This is a genomic window from Flavobacterium saccharophilum (assembly GCF_900142735.1).
GTDB classification, from domain to species: Bacteria; Bacteroidota; Bacteroidia; order Flavobacteriales; family Flavobacteriaceae; genus Flavobacterium; species Flavobacterium saccharophilum.
Window position 1 is genome coordinate 179632 of sequence record NZ_FRBY01000006.1, and the last position, 15643, is coordinate 195274.

A 15643-nucleotide genomic window follows, 5' to 3' on the forward strand; every position below is an offset into this window, starting at 1 on the left:
ATTTTTGAATCCGGAATTCAGGTAAAACATTTATCCTGAAATTCAAAATAAATGATATATTAGCTAAAGAATTCATGACACTTAAGTTATTTACAACAAAACCTTTATGACCAAAAAAACTATAATTCTGATCGCATTTATTATACTGAAATTTGTTTTGCAATATGTACTGATAAGTCCTGAATATGACTTGCAGCGCGATGAATACCTGCATCTTGATCAGGCACATCATTTGGCGTGGGGATACTTATCTGTTCCACCGGTTACTTCGTGGTTTTCTTACCTGATATTCTTACTGGGGAATTCTGTTTTCTGGGTTAAATTCTTTCCTGCACTTTTTGGCGTATTGACTTTAATAATGGTCTGGAAAACGATCGAAACACTTAAAGGCAATTTATATGCTTTAATTCTGGGTGCAACCTGTATCTTGTTTTCCTGTTTATTGCGACTCAATACATTATACCAGCCCAACTCCTTAGATGTTTTATGCTGGACTGCTTTTTATTATGTTCTTATTCAATATATAACTACCGAAGAAAAGAAATGGTTTTATATAGGAGCGGTTTTATTTGCTTTTGGCTTTCTAAACAAATACAATATTCTCTTTCTGCTTATAGGACTCTTGCCTGCCCTTTTACTTTCCAGTCAAAGAAAAATTTTAGCAGAGAAAAAGCTTTATTTTGCTTTAATTTTGGGATTATTATTGATTCTTCCAAATTTAGTATGGCAGTACAACAATCAATTTCCGATCGTGCATCATATGAAAAAACTGGCCGAAACACAATTGGTTAATGTTGATCGGATTGATTTCTTAAAAGAACAATTGTTGTTTTTTATTGGTTCTTTTCTTGTTATACTTTCAGGATTATATGCTTTGCTGTTTTATAAACCGTTTGCCAAGTATAAACTCTTTTTTGCGTGTATAATTTTCACACTGCTTGTCTTTATTTATTTTAAAGCAAAAGCATATTATGCCATTGGACTCTACCCTGTTTACATTGCTTTTGGTGCTGTTTTTCTTTCGAATATTTTAAACACAGGATGGAAAAGATATTTACAACCGGTTTTCATTCTGATTCCGCTATTGTTATTTATTCCGATGTACAATTTGGCTTTCCCAAATAAAAGTCCTGAATACATAGCGCAGCATCCTGATAAATATAAAGACCTTGGAATGCTTCGTTGGGAAGATGGAAAAGAGCATACTTTGCCTCAGGACTTTGCTGATATGTTAGGATGGAAAGAATTGGCCCGCAAAACAGATTCTCTTTATGCTTCTCTTCCAAATCCGGAGAAAACATTGGTACTTTGTGATAATTACGGACAAGCCGGAGCAATCAATTATTACTCTAAAAAAGGAATCAAAGCCGTTTCTTTTAATGCCGATTATGTAAATTGGTTTAATCTTGATGTGAAATACAAAAATGTGATCAGAGTTATAGAATACGAGGAAGCTGAAGCTGAATTTAAGGAAACTAGTCAGCATTTTGAATCTTCTGCCTATGCGGGTCAAATAACAAATAAATATGCAAGAGAATATAAGACCTCTATTTTTACTTTTATAAATGCCAAAGTCGATATTAATAAAATACTAGAACAAGAAATCAAAGAAGTAACAGATTATAGTAAGTAAATGGTTGATTTTAGCACTATCGAATATTTAAAAAATGGAAATCAGAAACAGATTTTGGCTTATGAGATCTTAACCCGAAATAATGTTTTAGATGATATTGCTGAATTTGAGCCTATTTTAGTTGGCACTATTCCGATAAATATTGATATTGAAAACAGTGATCTTGATATTATTTGTTACTGGAAAAACAAAACTGATTTCAAAACCAAAATTCAGTCTATTTTTGGTAATGAAAAAGAATTCAAAATTCGGGAAACACAAATTGGTGATCAGGAAACGGTTATTGCCAATTTTAGAATTGATCCGTTTGAAATTGAAATCTTCGGACAAAACATTCCGACGAAAAATCAAAATGGCTATAAACATATGATTATCGAAAACCAGATTCTGGCATCAAAAGATGAAAATTTCCAATTAGAAATCATCAAACTCAAACAAAAAGGGTACAAAACCGAGCCCGCTTTTGGCCTTTTATTGGGTTTAAAAAATGATCCTTACCTGGAATTACTTCATTATAAAATTGATTCTAATAAGTAAATCATTTGTTTATACACTTCAAACAACTGTATGTTAAGTAGTTATTAAAATTTCTAAACTCTAAAAAAATATTTCCGTAATTTCTTGCCACAACCGTATTTACTGCTTATCTTTGCACCCGAAACATCGCGGGATAGAGCAGTAGGCAGCTCGTCGGGCTCATAACCCGAAGGTCACAGGTTCGAGTCCTGTTCCCGCTACTAAGAAAAATTAAAAGCCGAGAAATCTAGATTTCTCGGCTTTTTTTGTGGTTCGAAAAATCTTGTTTCAATTTTTTAAAATTTGAAACTCCTGTATTTTCAAGAGAATTTGGTTCGAGTCCTGTTAAGTTAAAAATTTAAAATATTTAAAAATTTATTTTCATTACCGCTCCCAACCTTTTAGATCAAATAATCATCTATCTAAATAGAAACTGGAAACAAAACAATTATTCCTTCTTCTAAAAAATGCTATCTTTCTCCAATTAAATTGATTATTTGATGATTGCAAAATACCCTAAGAAACTACTTTTTATTTTTGTTCTCCTAGCTCAGGTTTGTTCCGGACAAAAAGTTTTTAAAATTAAAGAAGGACAACTTGAGTTTATAAATCTTGAAAAAGGGATTTTCATAAAAAAAGGAAATTCATATTATGAAATAAGGTTAGAGAAAATTAACGATTATGACAAGTTTGCCAGAGATTCTAAATACGAGTTACAAAGTGTGACAATAGAAGAAATAGAAGCTGTAAAAAGAGATAGTTCAACTATTGCTTCACCTGACATCGTAACTTATGACTTTAAAAATTTTGAAACCAAAAAGTTCACAACGATTAATCATGATGGTAATTATCAATTCTATAAGTACAATAAAAATTTCTTCGGAATAGATTTTATAAAAGATTCTAAACAGAAACCCATAAAAGCAAATATTTTTCATTACTGCATTTTAGATTTTGGCAATAACAAGAAAATTATTTATCACGAAGGAGGGTTTATTATTCCGACAAAAGAAAAAATTATTTTTTTGTTTAAAGAAAATGACTTAACTACATCTTTTAGAAATTTCAGAATTTCAGAGCTTAAAAACTTAACAACAGCAGAAGTTTTTTCGTTACAGGTAGAAAAATTAAGACTTAATGAAAATTTCTATAAAATTGACAGCTTAAAAAACAAACGCGTAAAAATTCTAGATGTCTATAACCAGAGAGCTGTCAATAAAACATTTGATTCAATTATTTTTAATGACTACTTTGTAATAGCGTATCAAAAAGCAAAAATTAATCTTTATAATTATACATTTCAGGAGATAAAAATTGCAAATTTAAAAGCGGTTGGTCAAGAAAGATTTTATCCGGTTTTACAGATTATTGAAGGCAATTCAGTAAGAAGAATAAACTTAATTGGAGAAAATTTTAATGCTGGAGATATAAGATACATTCCCGACTTTTCAAATTATTTTGACTCTTCTAGAGTTGAATTTAAAATCACTAAGGAAAATGATCATTTTTATCTGTATACAGATAATATTTTTTCGCTTGTTCCGCGTTTAGCAAGTTTTGAAAATCATTTTAAGCTATTCAATGCTGATGAATACGAAACAATTCAATTTTTAGATGAAAATACTTCTATAACATTAAATTCTGAAATGATGGATTTTAGTGTAAATTTTCCAATTATGATTTATGCAAAACTCAAAAACGGAAAATATAATTTGAGCACAATTGAATATTTAGGGACAGAAAATCCCAATAATGAAATTGTAATATTTAATACTAAATTACCCAAAAACTTAGATGATATTAAATTAATATCTCCTCAAACTTATTTTATTGAAAAAGATGGATTATGTACTCTTTATCCAATAATGAAAAAGATTAAATATAAAAAGTTGGAGAGTTTCCAAAAGAATTTTGCTCGTTTTGAGTTGCCAAATGGGCAAAGAGGCTGGCTGGATTTAAAAGGAAATGAATATTTAGATAACTAAATTAGAAAAAAACATAATTACCTATGAAAAAGCTATTTCGGTTATTATATTCTCTGCTGTTTGTTTCCTGTATTTCAGAAAATAAACCGCTGGAAATTGAAACTAAAAATCCTATTGGAATTGGAATATTGGAAATTAACTCCCATGAAGCGTTACCTATATATTTATCTAAAACCCTTGATGAAGTAATCGATACCATAACCTTTGATCGGGTTTATCTGGGAAAAAACAGTGGAAGCCTCGAAATTAACTCAAGTGTTTTAAAAACAAAATTCAAACCTTATGCTATATCTGCCAGTTCAGGCACAGCCAAAAGTGAAGGCCTCATCAATTCAGGTTTAGCTAGTTATGGAACTACTTTAAAATTTACGGTAATTGAATCGAATCCTAAATATTTTAAAGTCATATTAAATGAAACCACTAAAGAAATCGGATACATTAAACCAATAAAAAGCATTAAAAAGCAGTACGATTATAAAAGCTGGAAAAGTTATCTGCAAAGTGTCCAGATGATAAATCTTTTTAGTAAAGAAGTACTTTATGACAAACCTATGGGATCAAAAACTATTATACTTGATTATCATTGTGCTTTCAAAGTAATAGATGTTCAAAATGAATGGGCAGAAATTAAACCTGTTGATTATAACGTTGGAAGTGAAAAGTGCAAAGATATTCAAGGCTGGATAAAATGGCGAAATAATGATAAAATAACGATTAAAATAATCTTGCAAATTATAGACTAAAAGAACACAAATGTATGTTTCAAATATTATAAATTAACTTCAAAAGTATTTATGAAAAAAATTATATCTCTATTATTCTGTCATCTGGCTATTTTATCATTTGGACAGGAAGCAGTGACAAAAAGCAAATTAATCAGAGGGTTTGTTTTTGATAACTCCGAATATGCAAGCATTCCTTTACCAGTTGTTGAAGTTCCTATTGAAATAATAGGAACGGAAAGAAAGACAAAAACAGACGATGATGGCAAATTTGAAATTGAAGCAACAGAAGGTGACGTTTTAATTATTCAAGGAGACTTTCTTAAAACCCAAAAGGTTTTAATTACAGATAAAAACTGTTATGAGATTAATCTAGGCACTGTGACTGGTACTTACATGATTTCTTTTCAAAGTAAAAAATCCGCTAGACAAAGTAGTCGGTTCTATCGCAAACTCGTAAAGAAATTACTAGAAAAAATTGAAAGCGGTTTTTACGATTGTCGTGATTAAAAAATATTATTTAACCTGATTCAATACATTTAACAATAATTTAAATAGAGACAATGAAAAAATCAATTTACATATTTTGTTTCGTTTTAGGAGTGATAATAAACTGCAATTCTCAAAATCAACTTTCAAAACCAGACAAAAGTCTCCCGACTTTTTACGATTAGTTCTTAGATTTTTTTCGCATCTGGTAAACAGCATTCTAAGAAAATTAGTTTTAAAGTCGGAGGCTTTGAGAGGTTTTCGTTTTTTAATTACATTTGTTTAAAATGGCGCAAAGTCGGAGACATTTGCGCAGCGTGAATAAGGAATACTTCATAGAGCGGGGGATTTCATGGATGTGTTGTTAGTTTTGAACAATTTAGGCTGTACAGTTACTTATAATCTAACTTTTAGAGCAGTGCTAAATAAGCTTACACTACAAATAGATAGCCATACAAATTGTACATAGAGTGTAAAAGAACTGTCAAAACAAAATATAAATTGGTTTGGGTCTTACATTTGATGTAAAACGTATTTAATAAAATACCGCTAAAAAAAGTCATTACAATATATATTGGATTATAGTAATGACATGCTGCAAATAGTATACTTGGTATTATAATAAGTATTTTTTATTTATAATTTTTAATTTTTCAAGAGCTTCATTTGGCAAATATTGAAAAATCAAGGTTTCAATGATTGGCCCTACAATTATAATTATTATAAATTTTTCAATAATTGAAAAATCTTTTAATCCATTTTCAGAATTATTATTGTAATTAAAAAAAATATCATTTATCCAATTAAAAAAATAGCCATTTAAAAGTGCAAGAAATAAAATTATGGAGAACATACATACTAAAAAAAATGCTTCATTGTTTCTCATACCCTCTATTTGAAAATTAAAGACTATTAAATAATTAATAGTCTTTAATAAGTTAAAATAATTTTATCCCCCGATCTCCGAAGTCTTCTCATGAAAAGCTACGCAAATATCTTACAGCATTTCTTCTTTATGAATCTCTTCTATTAAAACTCGTTTTAGGTTTTCAAAATCGGCTGTACCGACAAAAAAAGTTTTTGTCTTATCTTTTGATTTTAAAAGTATGGCATTTCCAAAATTCACATTGTACAACCATCCGTGGTTTGTAATTCGAATTCCTAAACCTGTTAACCAATTAACTTTAATCATTTGAATACTTGCAATATCAATATCTTGTATAGACATTTCTTTTTTAAAAAAACCAAATCCAAAATAAGCAGAAATTTTACTTTCATTCAATGTGATGGTCAGTTTGTGAAAAATGATAAAAATGATAATCAAAAATAAAGCAGGAAAATACAAATTCGTTTTATCCGTAAAAGGATAAATTACTAGTAAAAAAGTAATTATAAAGATTATTAAAATAGAATACGAGAATTGAACATTTTTGTATTTAAGACCTGGCATGAATAAATCTTTTAAAGAAGTTACTATTTATCTCTTTATGTAAAGTAGTGGTATTTTGATTTTCATCGTCAGCGCTAGCATTTGAAAACGATTTTTTTTAAGTAGCAAATACTGATACTTGCTTCATAAATTTTTAATGTAACGTCTAAAATTATTAGCTATAAAAATTTCATTCATTCACATCAAATATAACAATTAAACATTTTCAATAATAAGATTTTTCGTGTTTTTAATTGGGCTTCTCCTCTCTTTGTTCTCCCGATTTAATTTGTATAAAGTCCTCATAATTGGTAAAATACTCCAACCCTAAAACTAAGAGCAGCGAGCTTACATTATATACTTTCTGCATTATGATTGCTAAACCTAAGTAACCAAAACCAAATAGCGTAAAGAAACAGTAAAAAGTCAATAAACAAATAATACAGCAAAATTTAAGAAAATGACGTTTTGACTTTATGATAAATATGGTAATAATAAATAAACCAAGCAATGTTAAAATGATCGATATTGTTCCGAGGTCATGGAAGGGAGTTGCAATTAAGAAAATAAATAATAGGTTAGCAACGCCTATAAATTTTAAAACTTTAGCCCACTGTCTCAAAGGTATTTTTTTTGACATAGTGATAAAAAAAATACCATAACCAACCGAGTGGAATGCCATTCCGATAATTGCCCAAATCCTGCCCGGGTTTTCTAAACCGTTTATCGCTTTTGCGGCAAATAAATTGCTTACGAAATTTTTTGACCAGTCAAAGCCCACAGAATTTTTGTCAAGCAATGAGCCTCCTGGATAAAGTAACGATGCTATTACTAACAAAATCACGGAAATGATCAAACATATCAAAACCGAATATTTTTTTATCATTTGCTTAATTGTTAAACTTTCCATTTGTCAAGTAAATGAGGTGTTTTTTGTATCAAATTATTTTGCAATGGCCTCGAAATTATTTGTATGTGTGATAAAACCTGCCCCTGCTCCCCGAAATATGCCTCAGTAAAACTACACCTTTCTGAAATCCTTCTGGACTGACTTTATTCCATTTTAGACAAATATAAATTAAAAACAGATACATTATAAAGTCGAGAATTTATAAGAAACAAAAAAAATGCGCAAAAGTTATTTGCGCATTTTTTTATAAGAACACTGTTTCATAAAACAGCAACTCTAATATTAAAGTTCTGACTTTAAGTTTACTTTACCTTTCTGAAGCCCTTTACCTGTTACTTCCAATTGGATTGCGCCTGCTGTTTTGACTGCTTTAACCAGGACCACTAATTTACCACTGAAAAGCTTCATTTTGTTTTCATGGAATATTTCCAGCGAAGTTGCATCACCATTACAAGCGGCTCTGTACGTTGCTGCTCCGGTTACCTTAAATTGTAATTCATTCACTGCTGTTGGACATGGAATGCCATTTTTATCTACAACTGAAACCGTTACAAAAGAGATATCCTCACCATCAGCTTTGATAATTTTGCGATCTGCTTCCAGAACAATTTTATACGGATCTCCAGCGGTTTTAACTTCACTTTCGGCAGCTATTTTTCCATTTGAATCAAATGCTACAACTTTTACAGTTCCAGGCTCATATTTCACATCCATCCACATCAAGCGATAGCGGTTTTGTGGAGTAGAATTGTTTTTTTTCTGAACTCCCATGCTTTTTCCGTTTACGAAAAGTTCTGCACTATCATAATTTGTGTAAACGAAAACGGGAGTAATTTCTCCTTCTCTTCCTTTCCAGTTCCAATGTGGTAATATATGAAGCGTTTTATCCTCCTTATTCCATCTGCTTCTATAAAGATAAAAACGGTCTTTCGGAAGTCCTGCTAAATCTGAAATTCCAAAATAAGAACTTCTTGAAGGCCATTTTTCATCATAAGGCGTTGGCTCTCCCAAATAATCAAAACCAGTCCAGACAAACTCGCCGATGACCCAAGGTTTGTCATCCTGAAGTACAAAATCTTCATCAGGAACATTTGACCAGCTGCAAGCTTCTAGATCATACGATGAACTTTGAAAATCATCGTATTGCTTTTCTTTTTGCTGCACAACAGGAAATTTATAAATTCCTCTTGAACTCACTGTTGAAGCTGTTTCTGAACCCAAAATAAATCCTTGTGGGAATGATTTATAAGCTTCTTCATAAAGATGCACTCTGTAATTCAGCCCAGGTACATCCAATAAAGATCCAAAACCTGAGGCCATAGTCTGTTTTACCTGATCCATTCCGACAGTTACCGGACGCGTAGGATCTTCTCTATGAAAAACATCCTGTAAAAATTTAGCTCTGGTCAGACCTTCAGCTCCATATTGATCCGGAACTTCATTTCCTGAACTCCACATTACAATACAAGGATGGTTTCGTGTGGCTCTCACTAAATTTACAATATCTTTTTCTGCATATTCTTCAAAAAAGCGATGATAACCGTTTTGTACTTTTGGCTTTGCCCATTCATCAAAACTTTCAGCCAGAAACATAAATCCCATTTCGTCAGCCAATTCAAGCTGTTCAAAAGAGGGCATATTATGAGAACTTCTGATTGCGTTACATCCCATGTCTTTCAAAATCGTAAGCTGTCTTCGAAGTGCCGCTTTATTTACCGCAGCACCAAGAGGCCCAAGGTCATGATGAAGACAAACGCCTTTAAATTTCGTCACTTTTCCGTTAAGGCTAAATCCTTTATTAGGTTCGTATTTGATTGATCTAATTCCGAATTTTATACTTTGTTCGTCTTTTAAAGTTCCATCAGCGGCGTACAATTTTGTTATTGCTGTATACAAATATGGCGTTTCAGGACTCCATAAATGAGGTATGGCAACAGCAATACTTTGATGAAATTTTCCGTCTTTCATTTCTGTAGCTTTCTGTGTTGCTACTACATTATTGTCCGCATCTTTTATTTGGGTTATCATTGACACATTATTGCCCTTAACCTCAGCTTTAAGATCAACAACAGCGGTATTTTCTTTGATGTCGGGAGTTGTAATAAAGGTTCCCCACTGTACAAAGTTTTCTTCTTCTTTTACGACAATACTCACTTTTCTGTATAAACCTGCTCCGGGATACCATCTTGAAGAAAACGGCATATTGGTTAATTTTACAGCCAATACATTTTCTGAACCAGCAAGGAGATCATTGGTAATATCAATGATAAAATAACTGTATCCATAACCCCATTCTCCTACCTTTTTTCCATTTAAATAAACCTGAGGTTCGCTCATGGCGCCCTCAAAAATAAGAAGCGCTTTTTTTCCTTTTTTAAATTCGGGAATGGAAAATGTGTTGCGATACCAGCCTGTACCAATATGTGGCAGCGCACCGGTACGACCTGTTTTTTCGGTTGGAATTGTTTCTCCATTTTGTTCAATTGCCGAAACTTGTTTGTCCCATTCTTTATCAAAAGGTCCATAAATAGCCCAATCGTGAGGTACGCTCACTTTTTCCCATTTGGAAGCATCGAATTTTACTGAAGATGCTTCTTCTTTCACTTCTTTAGAAAAACGCCAGTTATCTTTTAAAATAACGGTAGTGGATTGTGACCTCATTTCTCCGGAAGAAAAAATTAGTAGAAATAAGAATACTATTGATTTAAAAATTGATTTCATTTTGATTTTGTTCTCTTACTATCAAGAAACTACGTTTTTAAAGATTAAATCTCCTAACTCGTTGGAGGTAATGCATTAAAATTTAATTAAACACATAGAAACATAGATTTTATGATTTTGAAAAAAGAAAATCAAAAAGAAACTCGTTTCTCACACATAGCTATGTGTGTTAATGCAAGTGAAACGCCTTTTTTTGAATCCAATATGCTACATCCTATGTCTTAAAAATAATTACACCTAATGGGTTAACTTAGTTTCTTAATGGCAAAATTTAATTGTTTATTTAATTTTTGAAAGCATCCAATGCCGGTGATGGTTTTCCATCAGGAAGCCAGGCGTTTAACTGATAACCACTCCAGCTTTTTTCGCCTTGTGGTTCCCAATAAATAACACCTAATCCTTTGTTATCAGGTACACTTTTTACGGCTTTTATTGTGGCTTCAAGCATTTCTTTGGTGTTTTGTACTTGTTCAAAGTCACCACCAACTTCGACTACCATCACTTCTTTGTTATAGCGGGAGGCCATGTCTTTTAGATTATTTTCTAAATCTAAAATGGTGCTTTGATAATCGGTTTTGATCCAGTACGGATAATACGACAAACCAATTACATCATATTTTACCTTATTTTCAGTCGCTTTATCAAAAAACCATCTGAATTTTTCACTTTTATTTCCTTCGTCTAAATGAACGATTACTTTAATTTTTGGGTCGATGGCTTTTGTTGCTTCGTATCCTTTATCTAATAATTGTGCCAACTGATTAAAATTGTCTGTGTGTCCTTCCGGCCAAAGCATGCCACTTGGAATTTCATTTCCAACCTGAACCCATTCCGGCGTTACTCCTGCTTTTTTCAACAGTTTTAGAACATCGTAGGTATGTTGATACACATCGGTTAGCAATTCCGGAAAAGAATGTTTTGCCCATGCAGCAGGTTTATTTTGTTTGCCGGGATCTGCCCAGGAATCGCTGTAATGAAAATCGATCATAATACGCATTCCCATTTTTTGAGCTCGAACTGCCATGACAACCGTTTCTTCAGGGCTGCAGTGTCCGCTAGCTTTATCATCATTGGGATTTACCCAAACACGTAACCTAATGGTATTTATTCCGCGATCTTTTAATAGTTGCAGACAGTCTTTTTCAGAACCTTCTGCATCATAAAATTTATAGCCGGTTGCTTCCATTTGGGGCAGCCAGCCAACATCTGCTCCTTTTGAAAAGGAGTTTTTTTCGCTAATCATTTTTGATTTACAAGAAGTAAATCCAAATATAATTAACATCAAAAAGGATACAATTTTAAGTGATTTTTTCATGTGTCTTAGTCTTTACTAAAAGCTTGCATTACAGATAGGGCGTTATTATCAAAACTATACAATGCCTGATTTTCGAAAGTAGAACCACTTGCCGATTGTGGCCCTTTAAAAGCAACCCATTCTCCGCCCCAGTACGCAAATCCTTGTCCAAATTCTGATATTTTTACGATGTTTTTAATATCCATAACAAAAGTTCTTTGTCCTGTTGGCGTTGCCGGATATCCAGGCACTAACTGATCGTTTGTTCCTACAATATTATTCGTCTGGTCATTGTACAATAGGGTAAAAGGATAAGCAGTTTCTGCAATCAACACTTTTTTACTGAATTTCTTTCCTAAAGCATCAATGGTATTTTTTACTACTGTTAAATCTTTACCATGCCAAACAGGATAATAGGATAACCCAATATAATCGTAATCAATACTTTTCATTTTGGTAAAAAACCAATCAGTAGCATCACCATCTACACCTGCATAATGAATCATTATTTTGGTGTTTGGTGCTTTACTGCGAACTGTTGCGCTTGCAGCATTTAATAAAGCGATACATTGTTGTTCGTTACTGATTAGATTTCCTTGTGGCCATAATAATCCACTATTGATTTCATTCCCAATTTGAATAATATCCGGATTGATTTCCGTAATTATTGTAGCGGTATAATCAGCAACTGCTGTTTTTAAATCGGTAAAAGATAAGTTTTTCCATTCTTCAGGAATAGTTTGAATGGCTGGATCGGCCCAATTATCAGAATAGTGAACGGTAAGCCAAACTCTTAAACCGGCTTGCCTTGCTTTTTGAGCCAATTGTTTTACTTCACTTAGACCAGAACGGCCATTTACAGGATTTTTCCATACACGCATTCGGACAGTATTACAACCTGCATTTTTTAGTGTGGTAAGCATTCCTTCGGCTTTGCCGTTGCTGTAAAATTTAGTTCCTAAAGATTCCATTTGAGGAAGAAAAGAAACATCTGATGCCCTGATAAAAGTATCTGTCGCATCTGGTGGGTTAACCGCTTCTGTGTCTGCAGCATCATTACTAGAACATGAAAATTGAATTGCAGTTATAGCAAGTAACCCAAGGATTTTTATATATTTTCTCATGGTATGAGTTATAATTAGTAGAGTTTTGAATTTAAAAGTAAGTTCTTTTTAATGCAAAGAAGAAGCCTCAAAATAAGCTTATGAGGCTTCTCTTCTTTTTTAATTCAATTATGGAGTTGCGATAAACATATAACGTCCATCTAAGTCATTGAACCAGATTTCATATTTTCCAGCCTCAACAATAATATCTCCGCCATTATCACCCCAACTAACATCCCAGCTATTGTTTGCTTTGAATTTCATTTTTCCGGCTTTTAAAGTTTGAGTAACTTTCCAGATATGGGCATCAAAATCAGATTTCACTAAAGGTACTTCTGTGTTCCAACCGGTATCATCGCCTGTTAATACAGAACCAGTTAGACCAATTGTTGCGTACGTTGTCATTGGCCCTGTATAAGGCTCTATTTTATAAGTTAGTTCTTCAAGATTAATTTCAAAACTATAATAACCTGAAGCTGTCGTTGGGAATACACCCGGATCAGGATCGCTTTCTGTTGCTCTGTATTGTACTTTAGCACCATTTGTTCCATAAGCTGGAGCCCAGAAACCAATTTGCTCAATTAATTTGAAACCATCTTTATTAAAATATCCTGTGTAATAGAACTTTGCAGTTTCTTTTGTATCTCTGTAAATTGGCATGTTATTGCTCGTTACACTCCATCCCGCAGCAGTACCAGGTCCTACTAAAAACAAATCAATTTTAGGGAATACACCTCTGTAAGGAGTCAATGCAATCGTAATTGGTGTAGAAAGTTTTGGTTCTGAAAGTGTTGTTCCAACCGTTGATTTAATTCTAACATCGATTGTTCCTTCAACATCAGGCGTAAGACCCAATTCAAGTGCTTTTGCATTAAGCTCCGCAACTGAAATAGACGCATGTGTACTTGTAGAAGTTGTAATATCTATCGGCGCTGCAAACTCAGTATTACTGGCTGCAAACTGTACGGTATAGGTAACTATTGTAGGTGTTCCGTAACTTACTTTTTCCCAGGTAAAAGTGAGGGCAGTGTTGTTAGGTGTGTCTTTATTCAAAATAGTCGAAGAACCATTTTCAGGTGTAATGATTGCAAAAGCCGCTTCCTGAGGCTCTAAGATCATCAAATCTGTTTCGTTTTCACAAGACCAAAGTCCTGTAACTAAAGCAATCGCTATAAAAATTTTATATATGTGTTTCATTTTTCGTATCGTTTATGTTTTAAAAAAAATTTTAGTAACCCGTATTTTGAGTTAGATTTCTATTGGCTCCCAATGATCCTTCCGGAATAGGGAAAACACTCATATAAGAAGGAATAGAGATTCCTTTTGAAGAATTTCCTTTCCACGCCCAATTGTAAGATCCTCCGGTATATTTTCCAAAACGAATTAAATCTTGTCTTCGGTGTGCTTCCCAGTGTAATTCGCGTGCTCTTTCATCAATTAAAAAATCAAGAGTTAATTCGCTTTGCGCAATGTTTCCAACAGTCGAATTACTATTAGCTCTTTGTCTTAAAGCATTTACATAATTTAATGCCTGAGTAGTTGTTCCATTTCCGCCTCTTAAAGTCGCTTCTGCATACATTAAATACACATCCGCTAATCTGAATAATGGAAAATCAGTATCAGCATAAGTAGAACTTATTCCGTTCACTCCTGTAGACGTTTTATTAGAAAATTTAGATAAAATATAGCCTTGTGTTTTTACACCAATATCTTCAATATCAATAGATCTTTGTTTTCCGGGATCACCCTGAACACCTTTTCCTATTGTATTTCTGGTATCCTGACTGAATTTTGTTCCGTCAAATTTTTGAGCAAATTCTTTTCTGATTCTAAGTGCTCCTGTCCAGCCACCAATTCCAAAGTCGGCACCATTATTTTCCCATGCCCCAATTTGCCCGTTTGTTAAAACAGTTGTTGCTCCCCAGTTTTGAGAAACTGCTCCATCTGACTGGATTCCGAAAATAATTTCTGCAGAGGTATTGTTATCTGCTTTAAAGTTGTCCAGGTATTTTGGTTTCAAAGTATAACCGCCTGCAATAACTTCATTACACATTGTAATACAATCATCAAAACGATCCGCCTGAATGTAAACCTCAGCATTCAAATACATTTTTGCCAAAATCATACGTGCCATAGATTGGTCTAAACGTCCGTATTCATTTGTTCTGGCCGCTTTTAAATCTGGTAAAACAGCTTTAAGTTCCGTTTCAACAAAATCAAATAATTGTTTTCTGTTAAACTCAGGTCCTGTAAAATTTATTGGATCATTTTCAGTATACATTGGTGCTTTTCCAAATAAATCCATCATGTTATAATAAGCGTACGCTCTTAAAACACGAACTTCCTGGCGGTAAAGTGCTATATCAGCCAAAGTTGCAGTATTAGTAATACCTCTTGAACTTAACTTTTCTGGTGTACTCTGACGCAAAAATTCATTTGCATAAGAAACAGAAACCATCGCTCTGCTAAACATTCCTAAAATAACAGGATTTGCGGCTGTCCAGATATTACGTTGTAATTCTGCCGTTCCTCCATCATTTTCATAACTCCAAACCAATTCGTCCGTAGTTAATTCCTGCAAGTACAATAAACATCTTGTAAACTGGCTCGTTCCTGCATCTACACCTTCAAGCGATGAATTATCAGGGCCCAATACTCCCGTTAAAGTTAGATTTCCGTATACTCCTGCAAATGCTTTTTTGTATCCGTCAGGTGTAGAAAATAGTACATCAGAAGAGAGAACGTCGTCATCTTCAGAGACTACGTTTAAGTCATCTGTACAAGAATGAAAAACGGTAGTCAATGCTAAAATTGTTATTAAAATATATTTTTTCATCTTTT

At 32.9% G+C, this 15643-nt stretch carries 14 protein-coding genes and 1 tRNA gene; 6 read left to right on the forward strand and 9 right to left on the reverse strand.

From position 1 onward, the window contains the following. Window positions 1-106: 106 nt before the first annotated feature. The 6 genes from BUA98_RS19270 (at window position 107) to BUA98_RS19295 (ending at window position 5366) form a co-directional block, all read left to right on the forward strand. Entirely contained in the window at window positions 107-1633 is a 1527-nt protein-coding gene (locus BUA98_RS19270; protein WP_072975182.1) for a glycosyltransferase family 39 protein, read from the forward strand. Further along, window positions 1634-2170 carry a DUF4269 domain-containing protein gene (locus tag BUA98_RS19275; RefSeq protein ID WP_072975183.1) on the forward strand — a complete coding sequence of 179 codons (537 nt, stop codon included), beginning with the start codon at window positions 1634-1636 and terminating at the stop codon, window positions 2168-2170. A gap of 127 nt (window positions 2171-2297) precedes the next feature. Further along, window positions 2298-2370 (forward strand) — tRNA-Met (locus tag BUA98_RS19280). A 279-nt stretch (window positions 2371-2649) separates the two neighbouring features. Next, on the forward strand, window positions 2650-4134 hold the full coding sequence (locus tag BUA98_RS19285; protein ID WP_072975185.1) for a hypothetical protein: 1485 nt from the start codon (window positions 2650-2652) through the stop codon (window positions 4132-4134). 23 nt (window positions 4135-4157) lie between these two features. Beyond that, window positions 4158-4877: a hypothetical protein gene (locus BUA98_RS19290; RefSeq protein ID WP_072975187.1), complete on the forward strand. Its 720-nt coding sequence runs from the start codon at window positions 4158-4160 to the stop codon at window positions 4875-4877. Window positions 4878-4928: 51 nt separating this feature from the next. Then, window positions 4929-5366, forward strand: coding sequence for a peptidase associated/transthyretin-like domain-containing protein (locus tag BUA98_RS19295; protein WP_072975188.1), 438 nt, complete (start codon window positions 4929-4931; stop codon window positions 5364-5366). A gap of 410 nt (window positions 5367-5776) precedes the next feature. Here BUA98_RS19295 and BUA98_RS22660 read toward each other — a convergent pair whose 3' ends face one another. From BUA98_RS22660 to BUA98_RS19340, 9 genes are all read right to left on the reverse strand, one after another. Then, window positions 5777-5974, reverse strand: coding sequence for a CPBP family glutamic-type intramembrane protease (locus BUA98_RS22660; RefSeq protein ID WP_086065458.1), 198 nt, complete (start codon window positions 5972-5974; stop codon window positions 5777-5779). Continuing rightward, a complete protein-coding gene (locus BUA98_RS19305) occupies window positions 5962-6231 on the reverse strand; it encodes a hypothetical protein (protein ID WP_072975190.1) in 270 nt (89 codons plus the stop codon). Before BUA98_RS19305 ends, BUA98_RS22660 begins: the two co-directional genes overlap by 13 nt. Window positions 6232-6342: 111 nt before the next feature. Continuing rightward, a complete protein-coding gene (locus tag BUA98_RS19310) occupies window positions 6343-6795 on the reverse strand; it encodes a hypothetical protein (RefSeq protein WP_072975191.1) in 453 nt (150 codons plus the stop codon). Window positions 6796-7024: 229 nt separating this feature from the next. After that, window positions 7025-7660 carry a hypothetical protein gene (locus BUA98_RS19315; RefSeq protein ID WP_072975546.1) on the reverse strand — a complete coding sequence of 212 codons (636 nt, stop codon included), beginning with the start codon at window positions 7658-7660 and terminating at the stop codon, window positions 7025-7027. Window positions 7661-7966: 306 nt separating this feature from the next. Beyond that, window positions 7967-10405: a DUF4982 domain-containing protein gene (locus BUA98_RS19320; protein WP_072975193.1), complete on the reverse strand. Its 2439-nt coding sequence runs from the start codon at window positions 10403-10405 to the stop codon at window positions 7967-7969. A gap of 283 nt (window positions 10406-10688) precedes the next feature. Next, a complete protein-coding gene (locus tag BUA98_RS19325; protein WP_244279232.1) occupies window positions 10689-11720 on the reverse strand; it encodes a glycoside hydrolase family 53 protein in 1032 nt (343 codons plus the stop codon). A gap of 5 nt (window positions 11721-11725) precedes the next feature. Next, window positions 11726-12823, reverse strand: coding sequence for a glycoside hydrolase family 53 protein (locus BUA98_RS19330; RefSeq protein ID WP_072975195.1), 1098 nt, complete (start codon window positions 12821-12823; stop codon window positions 11726-11728). 108 nt (window positions 12824-12931) lie between these two features. Continuing rightward, a complete protein-coding gene (locus tag BUA98_RS19335; RefSeq protein ID WP_072975197.1) occupies window positions 12932-13999 on the reverse strand; it encodes a SusE domain-containing protein in 1068 nt (355 codons plus the stop codon). A 31-nt stretch (window positions 14000-14030) separates the two neighbouring features. Next, window positions 14031-15638: a RagB/SusD family nutrient uptake outer membrane protein gene (locus BUA98_RS19340; protein WP_072975550.1), complete on the reverse strand. Its 1608-nt coding sequence runs from the start codon at window positions 15636-15638 to the stop codon at window positions 14031-14033. Between the last annotated feature and the right edge of the window lie 5 nt (window positions 15639-15643).

Coding starts and splice junctions, on each gene's coding strand:
- BUA98_RS19270 (WP_072975182.1), top strand. CDS start 107: ATGACCAAAAAAACTATAATTCTGATCGCATTTATTATACTGAAATTT.
- BUA98_RS19275 (WP_072975183.1), top strand. CDS start 1,634: ATGGTTGATTTTAGCACTATCGAATATTTAAAAAATGGAAATCAGAAA.
- BUA98_RS19285 (WP_072975185.1), top strand. CDS start 2,650: ATGATTGCAAAATACCCTAAGAAACTACTTTTTATTTTTGTTCTCCTA.
- BUA98_RS19290 (WP_072975187.1), top strand. CDS start 4,158: ATGAAAAAGCTATTTCGGTTATTATATTCTCTGCTGTTTGTTTCCTGT.
- BUA98_RS19295 (WP_072975188.1), top strand. CDS start 4,929: ATGAAAAAAATTATATCTCTATTATTCTGTCATCTGGCTATTTTATCA.
- BUA98_RS19305 (WP_072975190.1), bottom strand. CDS start 6,231: ATGAGAAACAATGAAGCATTTTTTTTAGTATGTATGTTCTCCATAATT.
- BUA98_RS19310 (WP_072975191.1), bottom strand. CDS start 6,795: ATGCCAGGTCTTAAATACAAAAATGTTCAATTCTCGTATTCTATTTTA.
- BUA98_RS19315 (WP_072975546.1), bottom strand. CDS start 7,660: ATGATAAAAAAATATTCGGTTTTGATATGTTTGATCATTTCCGTGATT.
- BUA98_RS19320 (WP_072975193.1), bottom strand. CDS start 10,405: ATGAAATCAATTTTTAAATCAATAGTATTCTTATTTCTACTAATTTTT.
- BUA98_RS19325 (WP_244279232.1), bottom strand. CDS start 11,720: ATGAAAAAATCACTTAAAATTGTATCCTTTTTGATGTTAATTATATTT.
- BUA98_RS19330 (WP_072975195.1), bottom strand. CDS start 12,823: ATGAGAAAATATATAAAAATCCTTGGGTTACTTGCTATAACTGCAATT.
- BUA98_RS19335 (WP_072975197.1), bottom strand. CDS start 13,999: ATGAAACACATATATAAAATTTTTATAGCGATTGCTTTAGTTACAGGA.
- BUA98_RS19340 (WP_072975550.1), bottom strand. CDS start 15,638: ATGAAAAAATATATTTTAATAACAATTTTAGCATTGACTACCGTTTTT.